The following is a 23,537-nucleotide window of genomic DNA, read 5'->3' as shown; positions in this document are numbered from 1 at the left end:
ACTATGTTCCAAATTAACTCTATATGACTCAAAGTATCCAAGACACAATCCTTCTAATAGGCCCTCTCGTAATACTACCACTTTCCTTAGTATCCTTAATAGGATTGATTATAATGATAATCATAGAAAAAAAGGTAAGACCATTTTTAGTACTCATATTTTTCATATCCCTAACACTCTCAGGATATATTATTTCAAACTTCTTACTAGGTATTTTTGGATTTAACACTGGTGACAGTATAAGAATACAGCAAAATAAAGAAACCATAATACTGTTGTCAAAACTCGAGATACTACTTCTCACAATAGGACTTATTCTTCTTTCAAGTATATCCTTAGTTCTTCTGGATAATACTATATCAAAAATCAAATTTTTTATACTCCTAATCTCAGGGTTAGTAATAATGTATTTGACCTTCTTTTCTGAAAAATTTTTCCTAAAAGACACTCTCAAACTTAGTATAAACAAATACATGGCTCAGGAAGGACCTCTATTTAGTTTATTCATAGTCTATTTCGCTATAGTTGTAATTTCTGAGTTTTTAATGCTAATAACACTAGCAAGGAAGATAAACACTAAGTTCGACTATATCTATAAACCTACAATCTATGGTATTTCGGTAATAATATTTTTTGGAATCCTTGAATTACTTGAACTTTATGACATCATAAATATATATCCTTACTTACCATCTCTACTTGGAACAGGTATATCACTATTCTCTATAGTTGTCATGTCTTTAGTGGTAAATAGACACCTAGTAGCAATGAAATACAACAAACTCTCTATAAGGATGATAGAAGAAACTAAGAAAAACCTTGAAACAAGTAATAAAGAAGTAATCGACGAAATCAATAATTTATTGAATTTGATAACAAGTACAGAAAAAGAAATAAAAAACATACAAGAACTACCAAAAATAACCCAAGCAATAATAGATGAAATAAATAAGTCGTTTTCAAGCATAAATAACATCATAAAGAGAAATGCAGAAACAACAAATGAAATACTGAAGCAAATATCATCCTATACTGAAACTATAAAAATCAAAGATATAAAAGACGACTTGTCAAATAAATACCAAAAAATACTCAATTTTTCTAAAAAAGCTAATATCTTGAAAGGAAGTTCAAAAAAACTCGAAGAATACCTAAAAAACAAAGATAATTTCAAAAGCAACTTATCATTAGACTTCACCTATACAATATCTTTTCCAGAAGAAATAAATAGATACTTCATTGATACAAAAGTTATGCTCATAAACATCTCAATACTAGGTTCAAAGATAAAATCTAGTTCAAACTTCTCAAACATCCTTTCAGAAGAAATGCTTAAGATACTAGATGAAGTTATAATATCAACTCAATCATTAACAACACTAACAAATAATCTAAACGAACTAAACTCAAAACTAAATAATTTACAGGAAAAACTCAATCAAGAAATAGATAGTTTTCAAATAAGCTATAATGTTTCTCAAGAAGAAGAAGAGATACATTTATTATTTAGCAACATTCTTAAAGAAATCTCTGAAGTATCACACAAGTTATCTAATCTATCCAACATCAAAGATAAAATTTTCTCCATGATTACATCTGAAAACTCTGATATCCAAGAAACAGTAGAAAACATGAGAAACTTATATGGTTTCATAAAAGAAACACAACTTATGTACGAAAACTATTCGAATCTAATTCAAAACATTGAAAAACTCCATGAAAGCATAAGTTTTATAAAAAAATACATAGATGAATTGAGATCTAAATTATCTTAGTACAAAAGATTTCTCAACAAACTGATCATACAAAAATTTCAGTTCTTTGAGCTTTATCTCTATTTTTTCTACTTCATACTGATTGAAAAGCTTCTCTATCGTATCCATAAGTTCTGCTATTTCCCTATAAAGATCCCTATCACTCTCTTTTATTGATGTTATTTTCTCTTGTATTGTCGAAGATATCATATTATATTTACTTCTCAATAGACCTATTTTTCTTATTTCTTCATCTTTCTGCTTATTTTTTTCACTTTCCCGTATTATTTTATTAATCTCTTCATCACTAAGTATCATTCTATCTTTTATGTGAACTGTTTGAGATGCTCCTGTTGACAAATCAACTGCAGACACACTTAACATTCCATCTATATTTATTTGAAATCTCACTTCTATCCTTGGTTCACCTTTTTTAGCTTTTCTTATACCCTTTAGTTCAAACTTACCAAGGGATATATTATCTTTTGCCAAAGGTCTTTCGCCCTGAAGTATATGTATCTCGACAGATTCCTGGTTGTCTGTGATGGTTGTAAATATTCTACTTGCCGACGTTGGTATGGGAGTATTCCTATGAATTATAGGTATAAATATACCACCATCTATCTCAACCCCAAGAGAAAGAGGTGTAACATCTACTAGTGCTATACCTTTAACTTCACCTCTAATTATACCTGCTTGTATAGCAGCACCCATAGCAACAACTTCGTCAGGAGAGATGCCACTTTCTGCCTTCACCCCAAGAGTACTCTCAACTCTTCTTCTAACATAAGGTATTTTCGATGATCCACCAACCATAAGTAAATGATGTATATCTTCCTTTCTTAAACCAGCATCTTTAATAGTCTTCTCAACCAATTCTATCGTCGTTTCAATGTAAGGAGATATTATTCTTTCAAACTCTTCTCTCGTTAGAGTAAATGTAAGATGCTTGATACTATTCTCTGTAGCACCAACAAAAGGTACTATTACTTCAACAACTTCTTCTTCAGACAAGTTTATCTTTGCCTTTTCAACTTCTTCATAAAGCTTCTGAAGTATAACTTTATCACTTGATAAATCAATACCTTCCTTATTTTTGTATTCTTCTATTATAACTTCTGCTACTGCTCTGTCAAAATCCTCACCTCCTAAGGAATTGTTACCAGAAGTTGCCAAAACTTCAAAAACACCATCACTAACATTAAGTATGGATACATCAAATGTTCCACCACCAAGGTCATACACTACAATATTTTTATTACCGTCAACCTTTGATAGACCATAAGCAATAGCAGCAGCAGTAGGTTCATTTATTATTCTTACAACATTCAAACCAGCAAGCTTACAGGCATTCTTCAAAGCATTCCTTTGAAGATCTGAGAAATATGCAGGCACAGTTATAACAATATCTTTAACTATCTCATTTAAATAATACTCTGCTATCTCTTTAAGTTTCGATAATATAAAGCTTGCGACCTCTTCTGGAGAATATTCTTTTTCATTTATAACAAATCTATGATTTGTACCAAGATATCTCTTTACAGACTTAATTACATTATTGTTATCTATAAATAACCTACCTTTAGCCCCCTCACCTACTATAACACTACCATCTGGCAAAAAGGCAACAACAGAAGGTATAGTTTTTTTCCCCCTTCTATCAGTCACTATCTTTACTTCTCCGTTATCATAATATCCAATAGCACATTTCGTGGTTCCAAAGTCAATACCTACCATAAATCCACCTCTCTTATTTTTTCGGATTGTAGTAAAAATTTTTAATGATTGCTCTACGTAAAACTTTTACTTAACACATGGTATTTTTTAAAATACAGGTATATGATTGAAGTTTCTGTTAGTTGGTTAGCAAAAGCATCAAAAGGAAAACTCGTTATATCAAATGGAAGAAAAACTATAACAAATATTTCAACCGATTCAAGAACTATAAAACTCGGAGAATGTTTTATTGCTTTGAAAGGTAAAAACTTCGATGGGCATAATTTCATCCAAGAATGTATCTCAAAAGGTATAGACACATTCATAGTAGAATCTGATTATCTTAGCTCACAAAGATTTCCATTCACAAATTCTAATCTAATAGTCGTAAAAGATACCTACAAATCCCTTATGGATATAGGAACGGCATACAGAAACGACTTTATAAACACCAAGAAGATAATAGCAATAACTGGAAGTTCCGGGAAAACAACTACAAAATATCTAATTTCTCAACTATTATCATATAAGTACAATGTTGAATTCTCACCTAAAAGCTTTAATAACAACATAGGTGTACCCCTATCATTGTTCCGAATAGATGAAAAAACTGACATAGGAGTGCTAGAAATAGGTATGAATAAGAAAGGAGAAATAAGAAAACTTTCAAAAATAGTTTCACCTGATATAGGACTTATAACTAATATAGGTTACGCACATATAGAGTTTTTAAAAACAGTCAGAAATATTGCTCTAGCAAAATCTGAATTGTTTGAAGGTATAAAAAGTGGAGGGGTTGTCTTTTTAAATAAAAATTCAAGATATCTAGATGTTCTTGAATCTAACGCAATAAAATATCAATTAAAAATACACTACTTTGACGTAAATAAAGCAAAGATAACCAACGACAAAGGTATAGATGGTTTAGTTTTCGAGTATGACGGAATTCAGTTCGAAACTCCTATTCCTGGAGTACATAACATGGAAAATCTTATAGCAGGATTAGAAGTTGCTAAATTCTTTGGTATCAAATTACAAGATCTAATACCAATTGTCAAGAACTTATCCCTACCTGAAATGAGAAATAATGTAATAAGAGGATGGTTCACCTTGATAGATGACTCATATAATGCAAATCCCGATTCAATGAGAAGAGCCATTGACTTACTCAGTAACATTAGGACAAACGGTAGAAAAATAGCAGTTTTAGGTGATATGTTAGAGCTTGGTGAAATGTCTAAAAAACTCCATGAAGAAATAGCAGATTATTTAATACAAAAAAATATTGATTTTGTAATATGCTACGGAGAAAATTTTTCATTAGTTCATGACTACATGATTAGTAAAGGTATAGACAAAAATAAAGTTATATCAGTATCTAGCATAAATGAAATAGCAGACTTGTTAAACTACATAATAAAAGAAGGTGACACAATCTTAGTTAAAGGCTCAAGAGCTATGAGATTGAATGAAGTTTCTTCATTCCTAGAAAATAAACTAAAGGAGAAGTTATGATTTTTGCCAAAATTTTTTTATCAATCATCGTTATCATTACAACAATCGCTTCCTACCTATACATACTCAAAATAACTTTGGGTTTTAAGTTTTCACTCACCATAACTGTAATAATATTAGCAGGATTATTACTTCTATTGTCACTTTTTATAGTAGTCTCTCTTTACATAAGAAGAATAAGAAAATACGATGTTTCAAGACTTGATAATAGAGATATTCGAAGTATATCAAGGTTTTTATCCTTCATACCTCTCTTTTTTGTACTAGCATCCATTATCATAGTACTTGCTGTATCTGTATATGAATACAGAGAGACAAAAAGCCTAAGTAAATTATTAAATATAATTTCATTCTCTATTCCTATATCTTTTATTTCATATTATCTACTCAAAATACCAATATATGAGCTAAAGTTTAACGGTTTCTACTCATTCAATAGGAAAAGCATCTCAAGTATATTTTCATACTTTATACTATTGATGTTTATAAATGTAATATTGGGTGTAGGATTAATTTTTATATCATTAACATACGCTAAACAATCACTACAAGTTATAATATATGTATCTGTGTTCTCTTTCATTACATCACTAATACTATTCATGGCTAACCTTGTAGTGAAACTAAGATACATTATAAAGATCCTAAAGGTTCCAGAATTATTCGACAAATTCATTCCAACTCTATCAAATGACGAAATAGGTCTAATATCATTTTATCTAGAAAGTATAGTAAACGAATGTAAACAAACATCATCCTTTCCACAGATATACTTAGGAGATAATAAAATAAACATAGAGTTAGGTAAACAGTTTTGTGGATGTTTATGGATGAAACTTTTTGACACATCTAAGATCTTCTCAGAATTCTCTGAAAAGATAATTGATGACATACAGTCGATATTCTCCAAAATTGAAGCAAAAGCAATAGAGAATAGAGGGCATATAGCAAGATTTGAAGGAACAGAAATGTACATAGTATGGGGATTAGACGGGGGAGAATGGTTCGATAACTTAAGAAGCTTTGTAAATTTCTTATCTTCAACATACAAATATAACGAGTTAGACAGAATAAACATTTTCAAGGTTGGTATTTCAAGTGGTAGAATATTCGTAGGTAAAACAGATAGCATATACGGATCTCTTCCATACTTTTTTGGTGAAGCAATGATTGAGAGTTACATAGTCGGTAAATATCCTGAAGGAGATGGTATATTCATATCTGGAGATATAAAAGATATATTTGAAAACACCGAGTTCGTAAAAGAAATAAAAGTTAAAGAAACCGGAAAAATAGTAGAAATATACAGGTTATTCATTTAATATATCTCAAGAATTCTTAGAGCCTAGGAGGGTACTAGGGTATGGGTAAGAAATATTATTACGTTGAGGAAGGAGCTCAAAAAGGTGCTAAATTTGATAATATTGAAGAGCTGAAACAATCAGTATGGGAACTTATGAAAGATAAAATGTCGAAAGATGAATTTGAGAAGTACATAAAGGACAAAATCAAAGAAGTAGAAGAATAGCAGATGAGAATACTCTGTGTAAGTGACGTAGTTGACAAATACATCTATAACTCTGATAGTTCAGGAAGAATAAAACCTGATCTCATTATATCGTGTGGAGATCTACCACAAGATTATCTTGAATTTCTGATGTCAAAGTTCAATGTCCCATTACTGTTTGTCCAAGGAAACCATGATGACTACCAAATAAATTCAATACCAAATATAGAAGGAACACTAAACTTGATAAGTAGCTCTAGATTCGACTTCTCATCTAACCATGATTATCATAAAACTTTTGCTGGAATAGAAATCGATAGGAAAATAGTCCATTTCAATGGATACACAATATTAGGTTTTGAAGGCTGTAACAAATACAACAACGGGAAACACCAATACACACAAAAAGAGATGAGTAAAAGAGTAAAAAGCACCTACTGGAAAATAATGCTCAACAAACTAAGAAATAAATCTTACATTGATATAGTAGTAACCCATGCACCACCATATGGAATACACGACAAACAAGATATAGTCCATACTGGATTCAAAGCATTTTTGGAGCTGATGGATAAATTCAAACCCAAATACCTACTTCACGGGCATACACACATATACGATAATAGAGAAAACAGAATATTTGATTATAAAGGTACAAAAGTTATAAATTGTTATGGATATTATATACTTGATATATAGACAGAAATCTTTACTAAAACATGTTTTGAAAATTTAGGTATTTAAAAAACCCTTCTAAAACGTTATGGAATTTAGAGTTTTATACAAATCAACTAAGAGCAAAGCAAGAGTCGGAGAGATAGTTATAGGTAGCATAGTTATACCAACACCTGTTTTTATGCCTGTTGGAACACAAGCAAGCGTGAAAACACTTTCCTCAGAAGAAGTTTCAGAATTAAGCAACGGAATTATACTTTCGAATACTTATCACTTATACTTACGGCCAGGAGTCGAAGTCATAGAAGATGCCGGTGGATTACACTCATTTATGAATTGGGACAAAGCACTACTAACTGACAGTGGTGGATTCCAAGTATTTAGTTTAAACGAGTTTACAAAAGTATCCGAAGAAGGAGTAAGATTTAAATCTCACATAGACGGATCGTACCACTTTTTTACCCCTGAAAGAGTTGTTGAAATTCAGTTAAGATTTGGATCAAACATAATAATGCCACTCGATGAACCTGTACCTCCTAATACAACTTACAACTACACTAAAGAAGCAACAGAAAGAACATCAAATTGGGCTAAAAGATCAATTCAGACATTTCTATCATTGAAAGACTATATTCCAAGAAAACTCACTACAAGTAGATTTCAAAACATAAGAAACCTAAACTACCACTTCGGAATAGTTCAAGGTGGATTCTTTAAAGAGCTTAGAAAAATAAGCGTTGAAGATATATGTTCTCTTGAATTTGACGGGTTTGCCATAGGTGGATTAAGCGTAGGAGAAGAAAAATCACAAATGTACGATATACTAGATTATACTGCTAATCTACTTCCAGAAAACAAACCCCGTTACCTAATGGGGGTAGGTACACCAGAAGATATAATAATAGCAGTCATGAATGGCATTGATATGTTTGATTGTGTGTTTCCGACAAGAGCAGGTAGAAGAGGTCTATTTTTTACCTCTCAAGGCAGAATTAACATAAAGAACAAAAAATACGAAAGAGATTTTTCACCACCAGATCCCATGTGTGATTGCTATACTTGCTTAAAATACTCAAAAGCATACATAAGACATCTGATAAGATCAGAAGAAATGTTGGGCTATAGATTAACTACAATACACAACCTATATTTCTTTAAAAAACTCACATCACAAATAAGAAATGCTATAATAGAAGATAATATTGAAAATATGTACAACAATTTAAAAGTAATGTTACAAAACATCAATATTGACTCATAACATGCCAAAAACTAAAACACATCAAATACCAAAATCTAAACATCATCACTGAAAGCGAAACAAAATCACTAACACGATATTTCTCAAAAATACCAAACTCTTGACCAAATTTAAGACTTATATTCTTGAAAGTCTCTAATCAAAATTCATACTATTTATTGGTATGAAATCGATAACTAAATTCATATACTTTGTTCTAGAATATTTAGGAGTAATTGAAATAATTTTTCAGATAAAATCTTCCACAATATTAGCTGGTATTTTTCTAAACTACATATTTGGTAAAAAGGAAATATTGTTAACAAGCGGACAACTTGTTGATAAAAACAGAATGGAATTCTCAATCCAAAGGTTTATAGAAAAAAACTTAAATATACCTGTCTACCTAGCAAAGTTGATATTACCGAGTGAGTTTTTTGTAAACAAAGTAATAACAGTTCCAAAATCTGCTATATCAAAAATAAAGAACATAGTTCAATCTTCTGTTGAAAGTATGGGGATTTTTGATCTCTCTTCGTTAAATTACAATTACAAAATCATAGGCCTACATAAACAAAAAGATAAAACTCTTTTAAAAATACTTATTTCTGCAATAAAGATTAATATTATTTCTGAATATGTTGGATACTTCAAAAACTTAGGAATAAATTTGACAAATATCTTTTCAGCAACCGTAAACAACGCAAATATATTTACAGGTAAACAGTCAACAGGAGCTCATGCAATAGTCTTAAATAAGCAGGATGAAATATTACTTGCCATACTTTCAAAAAATAACATACTAAAACTTGAAATTGTAGAAATGCTTGACAGAAATATAGTAGAAAACTACATCATCTCTTTTATATCAGATTTTATAAAAGAAAGAACTCTGTTTCTTGAAAAGATACTCTTTTTCTATTTTGAGGATGAGTTTATAGAAAGGATATTTGACAGAGTCAATATCTTATGTGTTTCTGGAGAAATATTACCTGAAAATAAATGGATAAACGATAAATTTTTATATCTTGATATAATATGTTCTGCCAGATTCCCAAACAATAATATCAACTTACTTTCATTAAAAGACAGCAACGCCATAAAATTCGATGTTCTGTTATTAAGAGCATCAATAGTTTTAACATTACTATCTCTTATAGGTATGATATCAATAGTAATTACAAACACCGAGGTACAAAGGTATAAGCTCATAAGAATGGGTATTGAAAATGGACAAAGAGAAACACTACCAGAAGTTGAAAGATATATAAAAGTTATTGAGATAAAGAGAAAAATATCCGAGTATGAAACCTATATATCATCCTTCTACAGCAAATTTGCAAAGAAAGAAAAGTACTTCTCCATATTATATGAAGTATTCAGAAGCATAGATACAAATTCTTGGTTAAAAGACGTTGAGGTTTTCCCGAAGGGCATAAAAGTTAGAGGTTTTTCAATGGATGAAACCTCTTTCTTTAAAACAATTTCTAATTTGTCAAAAACACAACGCTTTTCTAACATAAAAATACTATCCATAAGCAAAGACAAAAATCTTAGATTTGAAATAGAAATAGAAATATGAAAAAAATTGCTTTAAGGATATATACAATAGTAATAAGTATGATATTTATCTTAGTTACCTACTTCATAGTGGAGTATGTATATCTAAAAATAAATTTTGAGAAAGTTGACAAAGAAGTTAAGGAGTATCAAGACATACCTTACTTAAACAAGAGGCTATACTATCTAGAAGGAGAATATATGAAGTTAAAAAGTTTAAAAGAAGAAACTAAAAACCAAGGATTAGTTGTAGGCAAGATACTAAAAATATTTTCAAAATACAATGTAACCATAAAGTCTATAACAAGAGAGGACTATGACGAAGGAACAGTTTACAAGGCATCAGTAACTGGGAATTTTAGAGATGTATTTCTTTCATTTGGTGAAATAGAAAATTCATTTCTTCCCATAAGCTTTACTAAAATATATATGTCAGGAGATTCCGAAAATGTTAATATGGTAATAAACTTCACAATTACGGAGTAAATATGATAGAAGCTATACCCTTGCCAAGAGGTGGATATATACTAACAAAAGATGGCAAAATGTTATGCCAATTTGGAGTACCTCCAGAAACTATAAAAGATTCAATAAAATTATATGGTGAAGCTCCCCAGTACTATATTATTCCTAAAAACATCATTGACAGGACAACCTTCCTAAACGTAGGTGAAGTTGAGTTCCCAATATACTACAACTACTTCGTAAGAAGAAGAAAAACTTATATCATCTGCTCAAAAGATCAGAAAAAATCATTAGAAATACTATTCAAAGAGTCACTAATAGGCCCCAACAATATATACGAAGATGATTTCCATAGTGGAATAACATGTAATATTCCTGCAGAAATGATGTTCTTCAGAAGAAAAGACCAAACCAAAAAAGAAGAACTATTCGAAGTATTCGATTCTGTTGAATTTATTGATATCCAAAAAGAAATTCCAATAGGTGAAATAATAGTTAGAAAAGAAGGTGACAACATTTCCTTTTACAAAGGAAATGAAAAACTAGATATAAAGTTAGGCAATGAAATATTAACAGGTATCAAGTATGATCTCAAAGTTATACAAATAACTCCTTCAAACAACAAAAAACTAACCAATTTTAGATTTCCTAGATTTGGATTTACTTGCCTAGGTTCAAGCAATGGGTTTGATCCCGACGGAACTACCTCAGGATTTATATTATGGATCAACGGTAAGGGTATTTTCATAGATCCACCAGCACATTCGTTTAATGAAGTAGAAAGAAATAACATTCCTATAAGTAGCATAGTAGCGATAATACTTACACATTGTCACGCAGACCATGATGCAGGAACACTTCAAAGTATGCTAAGGGGTAACAAGGTTAAAATCTATACAACTAAAACTATATGGGAATCGTTCAAAAGAAAATATTCAAAGTTACTTGATGTAAAAGAGTACTTCTTCGACAAAATATGTGAATTCAAACCAATAAAAGTTGGCAGAGAAATTAATATTGAGAATGCCGTATTCAAATTCCACTACACACTACACTCAATACCAACAATTGGTTTTACCGTAGAGTTTGAAGGGAAAACATTATTCTATTCATCAGATACATTTGTTTCGGATAGGACTAAACTACTGCTAGACGAAGGAATAATAAACCAAGAAAGATACAATTTTGTTATGAATGAGTTCAAAAACTATGACTACATACTACATGAAGCAGGTGGAGGTATAATACACACCGAAATATCAAAACTCAATTTTCAAACAAGAGAAGATCAATACGTTTACGCATTCCACTGCTCTGAAAAAGACTATCTTAATTACATTTCAGCAAACCCAAATCCATCTCTACTCTATCCAAAACAAGGTATTGAGAATTCTGTTGTGATAATATCACAAAAAAGGTTAAGCAAGTTCGATGTGCTATCCTCAGTAAAACTATTCCTAGATTTACCTCTTAGAAACATAAAAGATATGGAAGACAATAGTGAGTTTGAAGATTATAAACCCGGAGAAGTAATAATAAAAGAAGGAGACACTCAAAATAAAGATTTCTACATTATTGTTGAAGGATACGTAAATCTTTTTGTTGGCGAAAAATTATTCAAAGAATACTTAGTATTCGATTTCTTTGGAGAAAGTGCTATACTAACAAAAAAAGGTAGAAGCGCAACTATAGTAGCAGGTAACAATGGATGTAAGGTATTAAGAGTAAAAAGCAACAGCTTCCTGAAGAACATAAAAGGAACAAAATTATACAAAAAACTTCTAAACCTAGCCCATATAAGAGGGAAAGATACTTGGAATATATTTTCAACTAAATATTTTGAAGATTTTACCCCATCAATGAAAACTTACTTTGAAATGATACTTAACTATGAAGAAGTACAAAAAAATACCGTTATATATACCAACAAAAAAACAAACAAAGTCTACATACTAATAGACGGAGAAGTAATGGTCGTTGATAATTATGGAAGTTATACTATCTCTTCAGAAAACCAAAAGTATCATTTTCTTGGTGATCCTGATCATGTTTTACTTGGAACAGAAAATGAAATAAAAGAAATAAAAGTAATATCCGAAAGAGCAAAACTATTTTACATAAAATCAAAAGACTTCAAAAGTTACTTTTATGACTATCCAGTAATACTACCGCGTCTCAAATCATACTAGTATAGTTTACAAAAAAAAATTTATATAACTTCATTCCCAATGTAGGGGATCTCGTAGTTATTCATTCCTATACCCAAATCAAACTTTTAGATTAGTATTATATGCTATAACCAAATAAACGGTATGCGATACCATTCTCTCTTTAGGTCTTGTTATACCTTCTCTTAGATATATCTCTCTTTCTAGGATTTCGACGGATTTTATTCTAGTAAATCCATTATCTTTAAGCGACTTAAAAGACAATTGTACTTGTTCTACTGTTGGGACAACTATAGCTACTGAAGAGCCTGGTTTCAGAGATTTTTTAGCATGAGGTATGATAGTCCAAGGTTCAGGTAAATCAATTATACATCCATCGGCATTATCAATGGAAAACCCATTAACTGCAACATCTCTAACCTCTAACACAACTCTGCCTAAAAGGCCATATTTTTGAATATTCTTCCTCGCATTTTCCAAATGCTCTTCATTTTTGTCATACGAATAGACTCTACCATAAGGACCTACTAGAATAGCCAACACAGAAGTCATAGCACCAGAACCAGTACCAACTTCTATCACTGTACTACCATCTCTTATTGTTGAATTTAAGATTATGTAACCAATATCTTTAGGATACATTATATTTGTTTTTCTTTTGACGTTTAAAACTAAATCTTCAATAGAAGGCTTAAGAACAAAAAACTTATATCCTTTATTAGTCTCTAAAACATCACCCCAATTCAAATTTTCTGGTAAAACAATCTTACCAAGATGAGACTGAAAAAATTGATTTTTCTTATAAACTACTGGATATTTCGCCTTCTCAGAGTGATAGAGATATATTATCTCGCCTTCCTCTATCATACTATCTGTACCTATATACTATCCTGCCTTTGGTAAGATCATAAGGAGAAAACTCAACCACAACTCTATCACCCTCAATTATTCTAATAGAATTTATCCGTATCTTACCCGATGGATGAGCCATAACCTCTTTACCATTATCAAGCTTTACCTTAAACACCGAATTAGGTAATTGCTTAACAACAACACCTTCAAATTTCAAAACATCATCTTTAGCCATACCTGCCTACACCTCAAGAAGAGAAAATATTTCATTTTTTATATCTTCAAAATTCTTGTCTCCATTGACAACTAAAAGCATTTTTTTATTCCTATAATAATCAACAACTGGTAAAGTTTCTCGCTTAAAAGTATCAAGCCTTTTCTTAACAACCTCTTCAGTATCATCCTTTCTATGAGTTAAACTATTTCCACATTTATCACAAATACTCTCAATCCTAGGCAGATTAAAGTAGATATTATACACACTTCCGCAATTAGAACAAACTCTTCTACCAGTTATTCTCTTAAGTATCATATCTTCAGACGTATCAATAAATATAACTTTATCAACAACTATTCCCTTTTCTTCCATTATTCTAACTTGATTTAAGTTCCTTGGAAAACCATCAAGTATGTAACCTTTTTTATATTTTTCTTTTGATATCTCTTTCAGTAACACATCTGCTACAATATCATCAGGGACTAAGCTACCACTTTCAACCAAACTTTTAACCCTTAATCCCAATAGACTTCCAGAAGAAATTTCCGCTCTCAATATATCTCCTGTTGATATATGGGGTATACCGTACTTTTGACTTATTAATTCACTTTGAGTTCCTTTACCTGCTCCTGGCGCTCCTAATATAAGGATACGCATCATTTCCCCTCACTAACTCCAATACTTTTCATAAAATATAGCTAACGCTCTTTTAATATCTTGTGGTATCCTATCTTTGGATGTAACTATAGCAAATTTAGCGGACTCTTCAGCTGAATATCTATTTGTTAAATTGATATTCTTTATGATAACAGGTAACATCTTGAGTATATTATCGGTATTCTTTTTCATATATTCCATAACCATATCCGCATTAACATCTTCATGCCCCTCGTACCAACAATCATAGTCTGTAACCATAGATATGAGAGAATAACATATCTCAGCTTCTCTAGAAAGCTTAGCCTCTCCAGCAGCAGTCATTCCTATTATATCTGCACCCCACTGCCTAAACAAATTGCTCTCAGCTCTACTTGAAAATTGTGGTCCTTCTATATTTATGTAAGTCTTATTAGTATGTAGCCTTATCTCAGGGAAATTCTTACTGATTATATCTCCTATTTCACTTGAAAATTCATTACAAAAAGGATCGGCCATAGAAACATGCCCCACTAATCCCGTTGTAAAAAATGTTAGCTCTCTCCATCTAGTGAAATCAATTAGTTGAGAAGGTATAACAAAATCCATAGGCCTAAGCTCTTCTCTTAAACTACCAACAGCACTTACACCAATAAGCCTCCTAACCCCCAAATACTTTAAAGCCCAAATATTCGCCTTCATAGGTATCTTAGTTGGTGGATATATATGTCCTCTACCATGCCTTGGTAAAAATGCAACTTTTCTACCTTCAACATCTACTATAGTTATCTTATCAGACGGCTTACCAAAAGGTGTATCTATGTCAACTTCATCTACAATTTTAGCAGATGAAAAAGAATATAAACCACTACCCCCAATAACACCTATCTCAACTTTATAGTCCATAATCACCTCTTCGGATAGAAAGATAAACTAATCACACTATCGTTTTCAAACTCAAATCAACTACCCAATAAAACCAATTACCTCACGCTAATATCATACAAAAACATCATTTCAGTTAAAACAAGAATAAAATAACACTTCAATAACTTACACCTAACTCGATAACTACCATCAGCTACAGAATTTATAAAAAATAACCATTTTGATTTTGTGTTAACTTTTCAATTAAAATAGTTAACTATGATATATATATTTCTGTACCTTGTACTGCTTATAGGGATAATACTAATTTTATACAAGAAATTCTTTACATCCAAGGAAGAAGAATATCTTGTGTACGGTAGGAATGGAGGAGTATTTGAGATAACAATGTCTTTAGTTGCTCTAGTGTTTGGTGCCTCATCAGTGTTTGGGCTTGCCGGTTGGGCTTATAAACTAGGTTGGAATGCTATATGGTGGACACTATCTGGTGTAATATTTTTGATTTTACTAGCAACATTTTTAGTTAAAACCATTTACTCCTTCAAAGGATATACTATAATTGACATAATAAATGAAAACTTTGGAGCTCCAATCAAAACTTTATCTTCTATTGTACTCCTGCTTGCCTGGATAAGCGTTTTGGCCGGGCAAATCATTGCAGGTGGTAATATTATTGAATTTATAGTTGGTAATAAGATTATATCCCTTATAGTTTTTTCAACAATATTTGCTTTATATACAATAATATGGGGTCAAGTCGGAGCAATAAGAGTATCTTTTCTCCAAGTTATAATTATGGTTATCGGCATATGTATTCTTCTCTACTTTACTCTATCAAGAGTTGGAAATGAAAGTCAAAACATAATCAAAAACACAGAAATAGGATTTGAAGGTAGCTTTAGTTTTGCATTTTGGATTAGTGTATTTCTATCAGTAGGTCTTTCTTACTTATTCGGCCCCGATATATACTCCAGAATATTCTCCTCAAAAACTAGCAATGTAGCAAAAACTTCGCTAATTTTAGCGTCGGTGATAATATTCATCATATCAATCATGATAGTATTAGTAGGAATACTATCCAGAGGAATATTTAGTAACACACCAAATCCAGATAACATAATCCCATATCTGGCCCTTAACGTTCCAAACGAAATCAAACCACTAGTATTCATAGCACTAATATCAATACCGTTGTCTGGAGCAGATGTAATATTAATTACATCAAGTTCTCTGATATCAAAAAATATCTTACCATCGATTTTTGGTAACAGTAAATTTTTCAATAATATCTGGTTTATAAGACTCATAGCAAGCATAGTTATAACATTAGCAACGCTTGTAGCTTCAATGGGAAGAGGAATAATACCAACTTTACTCCTAGCGTACAAAATATTCTCAACAACAGTAGCCCCACTGATATTTTCATCAATAATACTAAAACTCTTAAACAAAACCATCAAACTAAGCATAACAACAAAACTAATCATCATATTCATAATGTCATTTAGCTCTCTATACATAATACTTGCTGAATTAGTAATACCTTCAATAAAGTTTGATTACTATACAATATACCTAACAGTATTAAACTTCATACTTACTTTATCTATTACCCTAGCATACCAAGAAAACAAACAACAATTTCAAAAATAAACTTTTCAGGAATAAGAAATACTCAATTTTAACAACTAAGATATAAATTAATCTGATAAGAAAATTCTAAGCTTTATTGATCTCACAGTTTTCCCTTCTTTACGAGCAATTTGTCCCAAACTCCTAAAATCACCAAAGCTAGTATAGAAATAACTAGTAAAACCATTTGAAGCATAACCCATACAGAAAAAGCATTAAACTTAAACTCTACTACATGTTCTCCAGGTGTATCTAACAAGACTGCCTGAACTAAGAAATTAGCCTTCATAATATCTTTTTTCTTACCGTCAACGTAACACTCCCATTTAGGATCATAATAAGTATTGAAAACTAAAAATGCCTTATCAGATGTAGTAACTTTAAGCTTAGAATAGTCTTTAGTGTACTCTTCAACCTTTATGTCATATGATAAGTTTTGGGAGGAGATAAAATTAGCTATATCGTTTGTAAGCAAAACACTGTTTTTCAAAACATCCACTGGTAACATAAGAACCATTTCTATTTGACCATTATACTTTATATAGTTTGGAGTTATGAAAAACCTAGGTAAGTAATTAGTTATTTTGTAAACAAAAACAGAATGAGTAATTGAAGGCTGATCTTCAGATAGGTACATCTGTGTTGACAAATTTGTGTAATAGGTTATTATCGGTAACTGTAAAAATACCTGATGGGTAGGCGGTAACTCTGTTACAAAATACACAGTTCCATACTTTGCCATAACATCAAAATTAAATGACGATATAAATGGTAAAAGTTTTACATAATCCTCAGGCAACCTAGACTGAGCTATTGTCTGTATTGTCTCCAGATTATAGTAAGGGAAAAGAAAAGTAAAGTAATGATTAGCTAAAGGAGAATACATAACAAATCTTGCCTGCTCATTTTTAGTCTTTTCTTCCATGAATTTAACAATATCATTTTTAGCATAGAGTTTATATGGATCAACTTCTTTGAAGATTGGCTTAGTTACAATCACCATATTTATAAACACAACTATAACAAAAATACCTAAAATCACATCTGCTATCAAAGATTTGCTTGAAACAACATCACTTATCTCTACGTTTCTAGAAGAAAGAATCTGCAATAAGTAAAGTATCAAAGTTCCTAAAAGTACAAATATAAACGCATTACCAACTGAACTAGATATATTATCACTTATTTTTTGTGCTACACCATAATCGTACTGCTGAGAGGAAGCAAAATAGAAAGCAATTTCAGCTCTAAACCCTAAAAGTATCAGATAAACAAAAAGAAGCACACCAGAATATACCAAGAATGCATTTAAGAGTATTTTATTCCTATTTATATCTCCCTTAAGATTTCGTAAAAAGGAATCAAAAGAGAAAGAAGACATTATAACAATTGATATGACAAAAATATCCATCCACTTCGATGGAACTCTAAATTTATCCATGAATGGTATCTGTATAAGAAGCCAAAATAGTGTAGGGAAATATCTTGCTATTGAGATAAGAAATGCTATTACTGCTACTATACCCCAAAATATAAAATGCTTCTTTTTCTCTGGATCCCATGTCCCAAAGTACAAGAAAGACATTATTAAAAACGGAACAAACAAAACAGCCAGATAGTTATCAATACCTAACCTAAAATTTCTCATCCCCTGTCTAGTTTTTTCGTAATCAAAATCTTGTGCAGCCCTACCCCAATAAGGCAAATTAGGATCATTGGAAAAGTATCCAAAAATACCAGGTATCAAGAAATTCAATATCTCCTCAGGTGGCATTGAAAATTGAACTAAAAATCTCCATTTAGTCTCAGGATCATCCTTTTGAACTCCAATCTGTTCCATCTGAGTAATTCCAAACAAACTTACTATCGAGTTCATCGAAAAAACCAAAAATATAACGAAGATAGCAGCAGGTATAATAATAAGTTTTATCAACAATTTTCTATCAACCTTAGGTAAATTTGAAAATCCACTTACCCTTGAAAGGGAAAGTAATATCAAATAAGCACCATAAACAAAACCAAAATATATAGTTCTTTGGGGATCAACAAATGCTATACCTAAAGAAACACCTATTAACAAAATCAAAATAGAAGTTTTGACAATAGACAAATCTCTAGAATACAAATATTTAGTAAGCCCTAGAGCAAGAATTAAAAATGACAAAGAACCATTTAGGTGCCCCCCAAATACTGACAAAATACCCATTGTCGTCAAAGATATACCAGTAGCACCAAAAACAGCTCCCCAAAACAAAATACCATAACCTCTCAAAAGAATAAACATTCCCAAAAAAGAAACTACCATATACAAAAGTACATCAAATATAGGTACCCTCTCATAACCTATTATTTTTCCTAAGAAAATAGATATATTAAAACCAATACCTGAAGGAAAACCTAAAAGGTAGTTATGATACCAATTTTGATTATTAAACTTCCAAATAACTTCAGAGTACTCTTTTATTATACCTATATTACCATCTATACCATAGAAAGTCTTACCTGAAATAAGAGTAGGTAACACAACAATACTTACAAAAATTATCAGTAATATCAAAGTAATAACTAGCCTTTTATTGAAATACATAACCCATACCTCACTTCAAAGTAGTTTAAAAAATGATACAATTTCTAATCAATTTAGGATGAATGTGCTCAAGAAAATGTATGTAATGCTTGTGAATACTTGTAATTCTAATGGATACCTTTCTGCGAGTGTTGTAAAAACACCAGAAAACAAAAAATTTTTACCTCCACCTTACATGATCTCTACTTCAACAGTGAATCTAGATTTAAGTAGTTTCTTGAAAACTAACTTTGAATATTATGAACAGTCTTTGATATAATTCGTTTATGAACTTGAGTAAATCAGATAGAAGCAAATTGAAAGTAGGTATTGAACCTACCCCTCTCATTGATGTAATGTTTTTGCTAACTATATTTTTTATGTTAACCTCAACTATAATAAAAACTTCTGCAATCAATGTAAATCTTCCGAAATCAGTAGTATCCGATTCACAACCTAGAACACAGATAATAATAACAATAACCAAAGACAATAAGTTCTATTTAAACGACTATCCTATATCATTACAAGACATATCTCCAACTATAAAGAGAATAACTGTCAAGGATCCCAATATTCCCGTAATAATAAGAGGCGATAGAGATATACCATACCAAACTGTTATAGAAGTAATGGACAGAGTTAGGTTAGGTGGAGCAACTGAAGTTGGCTTATCAGTTGAGCAAAAAAGATAATGAAAATACCATTTTACAAACCATCTATCACAATTTTAGATTACTTTGAAGTTTTCAAAACACTTAAAACAGGTTGGCTAACCACTGGGAAAAGAAACTCTGAATTTACCAAGCTATTATCAGAATATCTAGAAGTAGAAGAAAAAAACCTAAAACTTGTTTCATCTTGTACTGCTGGACTACATTTACTGTTTGACGCTTTTGAAGTTAAAGGTTATTCCATAATAATACCCAGTATAACATTTATATCACCTGTTGAAATGTCAATTATCTCCGGAGCAAAACCAATAATTGTTGATGTTGAAGATGAATACTTAACTATCTCTCTGGATGATATTGAGAGAAAAATAACAAAAGATACCAAAATAATAGTTCCTACATATTATGGTGGAAACCCATATGATATTGATGGAATGAAAAAACTATCAGAGTCATACGATATTATAGTAATTGAAGATGGAGCACACGCCTTTGGAACTGAATACATGGGATCAAAAGTCGGTAATACTCAAAAATTCGGAACATCCGCAACGGTATTCAGCCTTTACGCAACTAAAACACTCCAAACAGGTGAAGGAGGATTAATATCAACGCATTTAGAAAACATTATAGAAAAAATATCAAAAACCTATTTACACGGAATGGATAAAAACGCCTGGAAAAGATACCAAGATAATTTACCTTTCTATGATATAACAGAAATAGGTTTCAAATATAATTTCCCTGACATCTTAGCATCCATAGGTATAGCACAACTTAAAAGTTTTAACAAATCCCAAAAAGAAAGAGAAAGAGTATGGAACTTCTACCAAAATACCCTTAATGATATTGAAGGTATAAGGTTACCAAAAATAAGACCTAACACAAAACATTCATACCATCTGTTTGTAATCAGACTAAACCTAGACATGTGGAAGATAGACAGAAACACTTTCATAAAACTATTAAATGAAAAAGGAATAGGCACAAGTGTGCATTTTACACCAGTATACAGGTTTTCAAAATACCAAAGTATCCTAAGCCTAAACTTCAAAGAATTTCCCATTTCGGAAAAAGTATATAGAGAGATAGTATCACTTCCTATATACCCATCTCTTTCTAACAAAGAGATATGGTATATTGTCGATACAATAAAAGATATATGGAAGAATTATCGTAGGTAAAAACCAAGTAATAAAGCATAAGACAACTAACTTCACTTAGAAAATTTCTTAGATGGACATCCAAAGGTTTATTTATATCAAATTCACTAGAATAGGGGGAATTACCCCCTAATTACCGTTAAGAAACTCCGCAGAGCTTTCTATATTTTTCGTAATTTACCATTACATCTTGTTTAAATTGTTCAACAAGCTCTGGATTTTTTAGCATACCAGCAAACCTCTTTTGCTTCGATATAAACTCTTCAATAGGTTTGAGTTGTCTCGGATTTGATGGACTCCATTTATAGTTTCCATTTTCATATTCAACAAGCGGCCAATACCCAGTCTCAACCGCTGATTTAGAAAGCTCGATAGCATCGCCAGTTGGCATAACCCAACCAGGAATACAAGGAGTTATTGAGAGTATAAACGTAGGCCCTTCTATAGTTAGAGCCTTTTGTATTTTTGCTATAAGATCATTCCAATAGTATATACTGACAGTCGCTGCGTATGGTATGTTATGAGCTACCGCTATAGCAAATAAATCTTTTCTAGGTTGAGTTTTACCAGGTATTACTTTACCGAAAGGAGCAGTTGTTGTATTAGCAAAAAGTGGAGTAGCACTACTCCTTTGGTATCCCGTATTCATATATGCTTCATTATCATAGGCAATATAAAGAATATTGTGTCCTCTTTCAAGTGCTCCTGAAAGACTCTGTAATCCTATATCATAGCTTCCACCATCACCTGCAATAGCAACAAATTTAACCTTCTTATTATGATTTATCTTACCTTTTGCTTTAAGCGCATAGTATGCTCTCTCTATACCCGATATAGTAGAACCTGCGTTCTCAAAAGCAGTATGTATCCAAGGATACTTCCAAGAACTTTCAGGATAAACACTAGTTGTAACCTCTAAACATCCTGTTGCATTCGCTATAACAAGATCCATATCTAGATTTTGAGCTGCTATTGATAATTCTCTGACAAAAACAGCAACGCCACAACCAGCACACATTCTATGTCCTTTAGTAAACTTTAACTCAGTTCCAGCAATCTGCTTCAAATTTATAGCCATAAACTACCTCCTATATTTTGATAAAATCAGGATTTAAACCTACATAAACGATCTGTCCATTAATTTCCTCTTCCATAGCATACTCTGCGTGTTCATAAATTTCATCTATATCGGTATCCGTAATATCTCTTCCACCAAGACCATACACATAGTCATTTACCATCAAGCATTTACCTTTGCTGAATATACCTGAAGTTATATCTTGGTACAATGGAGAACCAGTAGTACCAAAAGAAAGGGCTCTATCCATAACAGCCAGATACTTGGCAGAAGGTATAATTTCAAATAGTTTGTCCACTACAAAAGGTCTATAAACCCTTACATTCACAGAACCTACTTTCTTACCCTTTTCTCTAAGTTTGTTAACAACATATCTAACTGTACCAGAAGTAGAATTCATAGACACAAACACTACTTCAGCATCTTCAGTTTTATACCCTTCAAAGAAATCAAATTTTATACCTGTTTTTTTGTGGAAATCTTTGAATATCTCATCAATAACAGCTACAGAATCTTCTATTGCCTTCTGAATACCAACTCTGAATTCAAAGTAATGAGATGGCATAGACCATTCACCAGCAGATACAGGATTTTCAAAATCAAGTAAAGAATATGGATATTTGTTAGGCCCAATAAACTCTTTAACAAATCCATCATCAAGTACATCAACTGCTTCAACGCAGTGACTTGTAATAAAACCATCCTGATTAACTGCTACAGGTAAGAAAACTCTAGGATCTTCAGCAATTCTGAATGCGAGAATATTATTATAGTAAACTTCCTGAGGATTCTCTGAGAATAACATAATCCACCCAAGATCTCTTATTGACATAGCATCAGAATGATCACAATGTATATTCAGAGGACCAGATATTGCTCTATTTACAAGATTCATAACTATAGGCAATCTCAAAGAAGAAGCTATAGCAACCATTTCCCACATAAACGCTAACCCTTGAGATGATGTTGCAGTGCTTGCTCTAGCACCCGCAGAGGCAGCACCTATAACAGCACTCATAGCACTATGTTCAGATTCAACTTGTATCATCTCAGTTTTAACAAGTCCATCAGCAACAAACTGTGCATACTCTTGAACTATAGGAGTTTGAGGTGTAATCGGATAAGCCGCAACAACATCCAAGTCCGCTTGTCTCATTGCTTCAGCAGCTGCTTGCGCACCTGTCAAAGATTTTCTAATAACTTTTACTGGAACTACATTCTCCATAAACCC

Annotated in this window: 21 protein-coding genes; 13 read left to right on the top strand and 8 right to left on the bottom strand. The window is 31.5% G+C overall.

The genetic code is table 11. The features are described 5' to 3' along the window. The first annotated feature begins 23 nt into the window (after positions 1–23). On the top strand, positions 24–1,775 hold the full coding sequence (locus N2712_00535; GenBank protein MCX8028468.1) for a hypothetical protein: 1,752 nt from the start codon (positions 24–26) through the stop codon (positions 1,773–1,775). On the opposite strand, the gene N2712_00530 is transcribed toward N2712_00535, so the two are convergent. Then, positions 1,767–3,491, bottom strand: coding sequence for an Hsp70 family protein (locus N2712_00530; GenBank protein MCX8028467.1), 1,725 nt, complete (start codon positions 3,489–3,491; stop codon positions 1,767–1,769). The genes N2712_00535 and N2712_00530 overlap by 9 nt on opposite strands. Positions 3,492–3,593: 102 nt before the next feature. Here N2712_00530 and murF point away from each other — a divergent pair, with 102 nt between their 5' ends. From murF to N2712_00490, 8 genes are all read left to right on the top strand, one after another. Further along, positions 3,594–4,985 (top strand): UDP-N-acetylmuramoyl-tripeptide--D-alanyl-D-alanine ligase, encoded by a 1,392-nt coding sequence (gene murF, locus N2712_00525; protein ID MCX8028466.1) that lies wholly within the window; start codon positions 3,594–3,596, stop codon positions 4,983–4,985. Next, a complete protein-coding gene (locus N2712_00520; GenBank protein ID MCX8028465.1) occupies positions 4,982–6,307 on the top strand; it encodes a hypothetical protein in 1,326 nt (441 codons plus the stop codon). The genes murF and N2712_00520 overlap by 4 nt, the downstream gene beginning before the upstream one ends. A gap of 41 nt (positions 6,308–6,348) precedes the next feature. Continuing rightward, on the top strand, positions 6,349–6,513 hold the full coding sequence (locus N2712_00515) for a hypothetical protein (GenBank protein MCX8028464.1): 165 nt from the start codon (positions 6,349–6,351) through the stop codon (positions 6,511–6,513). Positions 6,514–6,516: 3 nt separating this feature from the next. Further along, the gene (locus tag N2712_00510; GenBank protein ID MCX8028463.1) at positions 6,517–7,191 is read left to right on the top strand and encodes a metallophosphoesterase; all 675 of its coding nucleotides are present in this window, start codon (positions 6,517–6,519) and stop codon (positions 7,189–7,191) included. Between the two features lie 64 nt (positions 7,192–7,255). After that, positions 7,256–8,428: a tRNA guanosine(34) transglycosylase Tgt gene (gene tgt, locus N2712_00505; GenBank protein ID MCX8028462.1), complete on the top strand. Its 1,173-nt coding sequence runs from the start codon at positions 7,256–7,258 to the stop codon at positions 8,426–8,428. Positions 8,429–8,591: 163 nt separating this feature from the next. Next, positions 8,592–9,989, top strand: coding sequence for a hypothetical protein (locus N2712_00500; protein MCX8028461.1), 1,398 nt, complete (start codon positions 8,592–8,594; stop codon positions 9,987–9,989). Next, positions 9,986–10,453 carry a hypothetical protein gene (locus N2712_00495; protein ID MCX8028460.1) on the top strand — a complete coding sequence of 156 codons (468 nt, stop codon included), beginning with the start codon at positions 9,986–9,988 and terminating at the stop codon, positions 10,451–10,453. The genes N2712_00500 and N2712_00495 overlap by 4 nt, the downstream gene beginning before the upstream one ends. A 2-nt stretch (positions 10,454–10,455) precedes the next feature. Then, a complete protein-coding gene (locus tag N2712_00490) occupies positions 10,456–12,621 on the top strand; it encodes a cyclic nucleotide-binding domain-containing protein (GenBank protein ID MCX8028459.1) in 2,166 nt (721 codons plus the stop codon). A gap of 78 nt (positions 12,622–12,699) precedes the next feature. On the opposite strand, the gene N2712_00485 is transcribed toward N2712_00490, so the two are convergent. Genes N2712_00485 through mtnP form a run of 4 tightly spaced genes read right to left on the bottom strand, consistent with a single transcriptional unit; the run spans position 12,700 to position 15,211 of the window. Continuing rightward, a complete protein-coding gene (locus N2712_00485; protein ID MCX8028458.1) occupies positions 12,700–13,467 on the bottom strand; it encodes a tRNA (adenine-N1)-methyltransferase in 768 nt (255 codons plus the stop codon). A gap of 1 nt (position 13,468) precedes the next feature. Then, entirely contained in the window at positions 13,469–13,687 is a 219-nt protein-coding gene (gene infA, locus N2712_00480) for a translation initiation factor IF-1 (protein MCX8028457.1), read from the bottom strand. Positions 13,688–13,693: 6 nt separating this feature from the next. Next, the gene (locus tag N2712_00475; GenBank protein ID MCX8028456.1) at positions 13,694–14,329 is read right to left on the bottom strand and encodes an adenylate kinase; all 636 of its coding nucleotides are present in this window, start codon (positions 14,327–14,329) and stop codon (positions 13,694–13,696) included. 9 nt (positions 14,330–14,338) lie between these two features. After that, positions 14,339–15,211 (bottom strand): S-methyl-5'-thioadenosine phosphorylase, encoded by an 873-nt coding sequence (gene mtnP / locus N2712_00470; GenBank protein ID MCX8028455.1) that lies wholly within the window; start codon positions 15,209–15,211, stop codon positions 14,339–14,341. A 240-nt stretch (positions 15,212–15,451) separates the two neighbouring features. Between mtnP and N2712_00465 the strand changes: the two genes are divergently transcribed. Beyond that, positions 15,452–16,846, top strand: coding sequence for a hypothetical protein (locus N2712_00465; protein ID MCX8028454.1), 1,395 nt, complete (start codon positions 15,452–15,454; stop codon positions 16,844–16,846). A gap of 82 nt (positions 16,847–16,928) precedes the next feature. Here the strand turns inward: N2712_00465 and N2712_00460 are convergent, their stop codons facing one another. Further along, positions 16,929–19,412, bottom strand: a complete 2,484-nt coding sequence (locus N2712_00460; GenBank protein MCX8028453.1) for a hypothetical protein — start codon at positions 19,410–19,412, stop codon at positions 16,929–16,931. Between the two features lie 58 nt (positions 19,413–19,470). Here N2712_00460 and N2712_00455 point away from each other — a divergent pair, with 58 nt between their 5' ends. From N2712_00455 to N2712_00445, 3 genes are read left to right on the top strand one after another with little or no spacing between them, the layout of a single operon-like run. After that, positions 19,471–19,671: a hypothetical protein gene (locus N2712_00455; GenBank protein ID MCX8028452.1), complete on the top strand. Its 201-nt coding sequence runs from the start codon at positions 19,471–19,473 to the stop codon at positions 19,669–19,671. Positions 19,672–19,678: 7 nt separating this feature from the next. Next, entirely contained in the window at positions 19,679–20,086 is a 408-nt protein-coding gene (locus N2712_00450) for a biopolymer transporter ExbD (GenBank protein MCX8028451.1), read from the top strand. After that, positions 20,086–21,249, top strand: a complete 1,164-nt coding sequence (locus N2712_00445; GenBank protein ID MCX8028450.1) for a DegT/DnrJ/EryC1/StrS aminotransferase family protein — start codon at positions 20,086–20,088, stop codon at positions 21,247–21,249. Before N2712_00450 ends, N2712_00445 begins: the two co-directional genes overlap by 1 nt. Positions 21,250–21,367: 118 nt before the next feature. Here N2712_00445 and N2712_00440 read toward each other — a convergent pair whose 3' ends face one another. Both N2712_00440 and N2712_00435 read right to left on the bottom strand, forming a co-directional pair. Continuing rightward, on the bottom strand, positions 21,368–22,306 hold the full coding sequence (locus N2712_00440; protein ID MCX8028449.1) for a thiamine pyrophosphate-dependent enzyme: 939 nt from the start codon (positions 22,304–22,306) through the stop codon (positions 21,368–21,370). Between the two features lie 10 nt (positions 22,307–22,316). Continuing rightward, positions 22,317–23,531 (bottom strand): hypothetical protein, encoded by a 1,215-nt coding sequence (locus N2712_00435; GenBank protein MCX8028448.1) that lies wholly within the window; start codon positions 23,529–23,531, stop codon positions 22,317–22,319. Between the last annotated feature and the right edge of the window lie 6 nt (positions 23,532–23,537).

The sequence above is a fragment of the Brevinematales bacterium genome (genome assembly GCA_026415355.1).
GTDB lineage: Bacteria > Spirochaetota > Brevinematia > DTOW01 > DTOW01 > SKYB106.
Note: the sequence above shows the minus strand (reverse complement) of the source record. Positions and strands in the feature narration are given on the sequence as shown.

Coding starts and splice junctions, on each gene's coding strand:
- infA (MCX8028457.1), bottom strand. CDS start 13,687: ATGGCTAAAGATGATGTTTTGAAATTTGAAGGTGTTGTTGTTAAGCAA.
- N2712_00535 (MCX8028468.1), top strand. CDS start 24: ATGACTCAAAGTATCCAAGACACAATCCTTCTAATAGGCCCTCTCGTA.
- N2712_00455 (MCX8028452.1), top strand. CDS start 19,471: ATGAATGTGCTCAAGAAAATGTATGTAATGCTTGTGAATACTTGTAAT.
- N2712_00490 (MCX8028459.1), top strand. CDS start 10,456: ATGATAGAAGCTATACCCTTGCCAAGAGGTGGATATATACTAACAAAA.
- N2712_00460 (MCX8028453.1), bottom strand. CDS start 19,412: ATGTATTTCAATAAAAGGCTAGTTATTACTTTGATATTACTGATAATT.
- N2712_00510 (MCX8028463.1), top strand. CDS start 6,517: ATGAGAATACTCTGTGTAAGTGACGTAGTTGACAAATACATCTATAAC.
- N2712_00500 (MCX8028461.1), top strand. CDS start 8,592: ATGAAATCGATAACTAAATTCATATACTTTGTTCTAGAATATTTAGGA.
- N2712_00515 (MCX8028464.1), top strand. CDS start 6,349: ATGGGTAAGAAATATTATTACGTTGAGGAAGGAGCTCAAAAAGGTGCT.
- N2712_00530 (MCX8028467.1), bottom strand. CDS start 3,491: ATGGTAGGTATTGACTTTGGAACCACGAAATGTGCTATTGGATATTAT.
- N2712_00465 (MCX8028454.1), top strand. CDS start 15,452: ATGATATATATATTTCTGTACCTTGTACTGCTTATAGGGATAATACTA.
- N2712_00435 (MCX8028448.1), bottom strand. CDS start 23,531: ATGGAGAATGTAGTTCCAGTAAAAGTTATTAGAAAATCTTTGACAGGT.
- N2712_00520 (MCX8028465.1), top strand. CDS start 4,982: ATGATTTTTGCCAAAATTTTTTTATCAATCATCGTTATCATTACAACA.
- N2712_00450 (MCX8028451.1), top strand. CDS start 19,679: ATGAACTTGAGTAAATCAGATAGAAGCAAATTGAAAGTAGGTATTGAA.
- murF (MCX8028466.1), top strand. CDS start 3,594: ATGATTGAAGTTTCTGTTAGTTGGTTAGCAAAAGCATCAAAAGGAAAA.
- N2712_00440 (MCX8028449.1), bottom strand. CDS start 22,306: ATGGCTATAAATTTGAAGCAGATTGCTGGAACTGAGTTAAAGTTTACT.
- N2712_00445 (MCX8028450.1), top strand. CDS start 20,086: ATGAAAATACCATTTTACAAACCATCTATCACAATTTTAGATTACTTT.
- N2712_00485 (MCX8028458.1), bottom strand. CDS start 13,467: ATGATAGAGGAAGGCGAGATAATATATCTCTATCACTCTGAGAAGGCG.
- tgt (MCX8028462.1), top strand. CDS start 7,256: ATGGAATTTAGAGTTTTATACAAATCAACTAAGAGCAAAGCAAGAGTC.
- N2712_00495 (MCX8028460.1), top strand. CDS start 9,986: ATGAAAAAAATTGCTTTAAGGATATATACAATAGTAATAAGTATGATA.
- mtnP (MCX8028455.1), bottom strand. CDS start 15,211: ATGGACTATAAAGTTGAGATAGGTGTTATTGGGGGTAGTGGTTTATAT.
- N2712_00475 (MCX8028456.1), bottom strand. CDS start 14,329: ATGATGCGTATCCTTATATTAGGAGCGCCAGGAGCAGGTAAAGGAACT.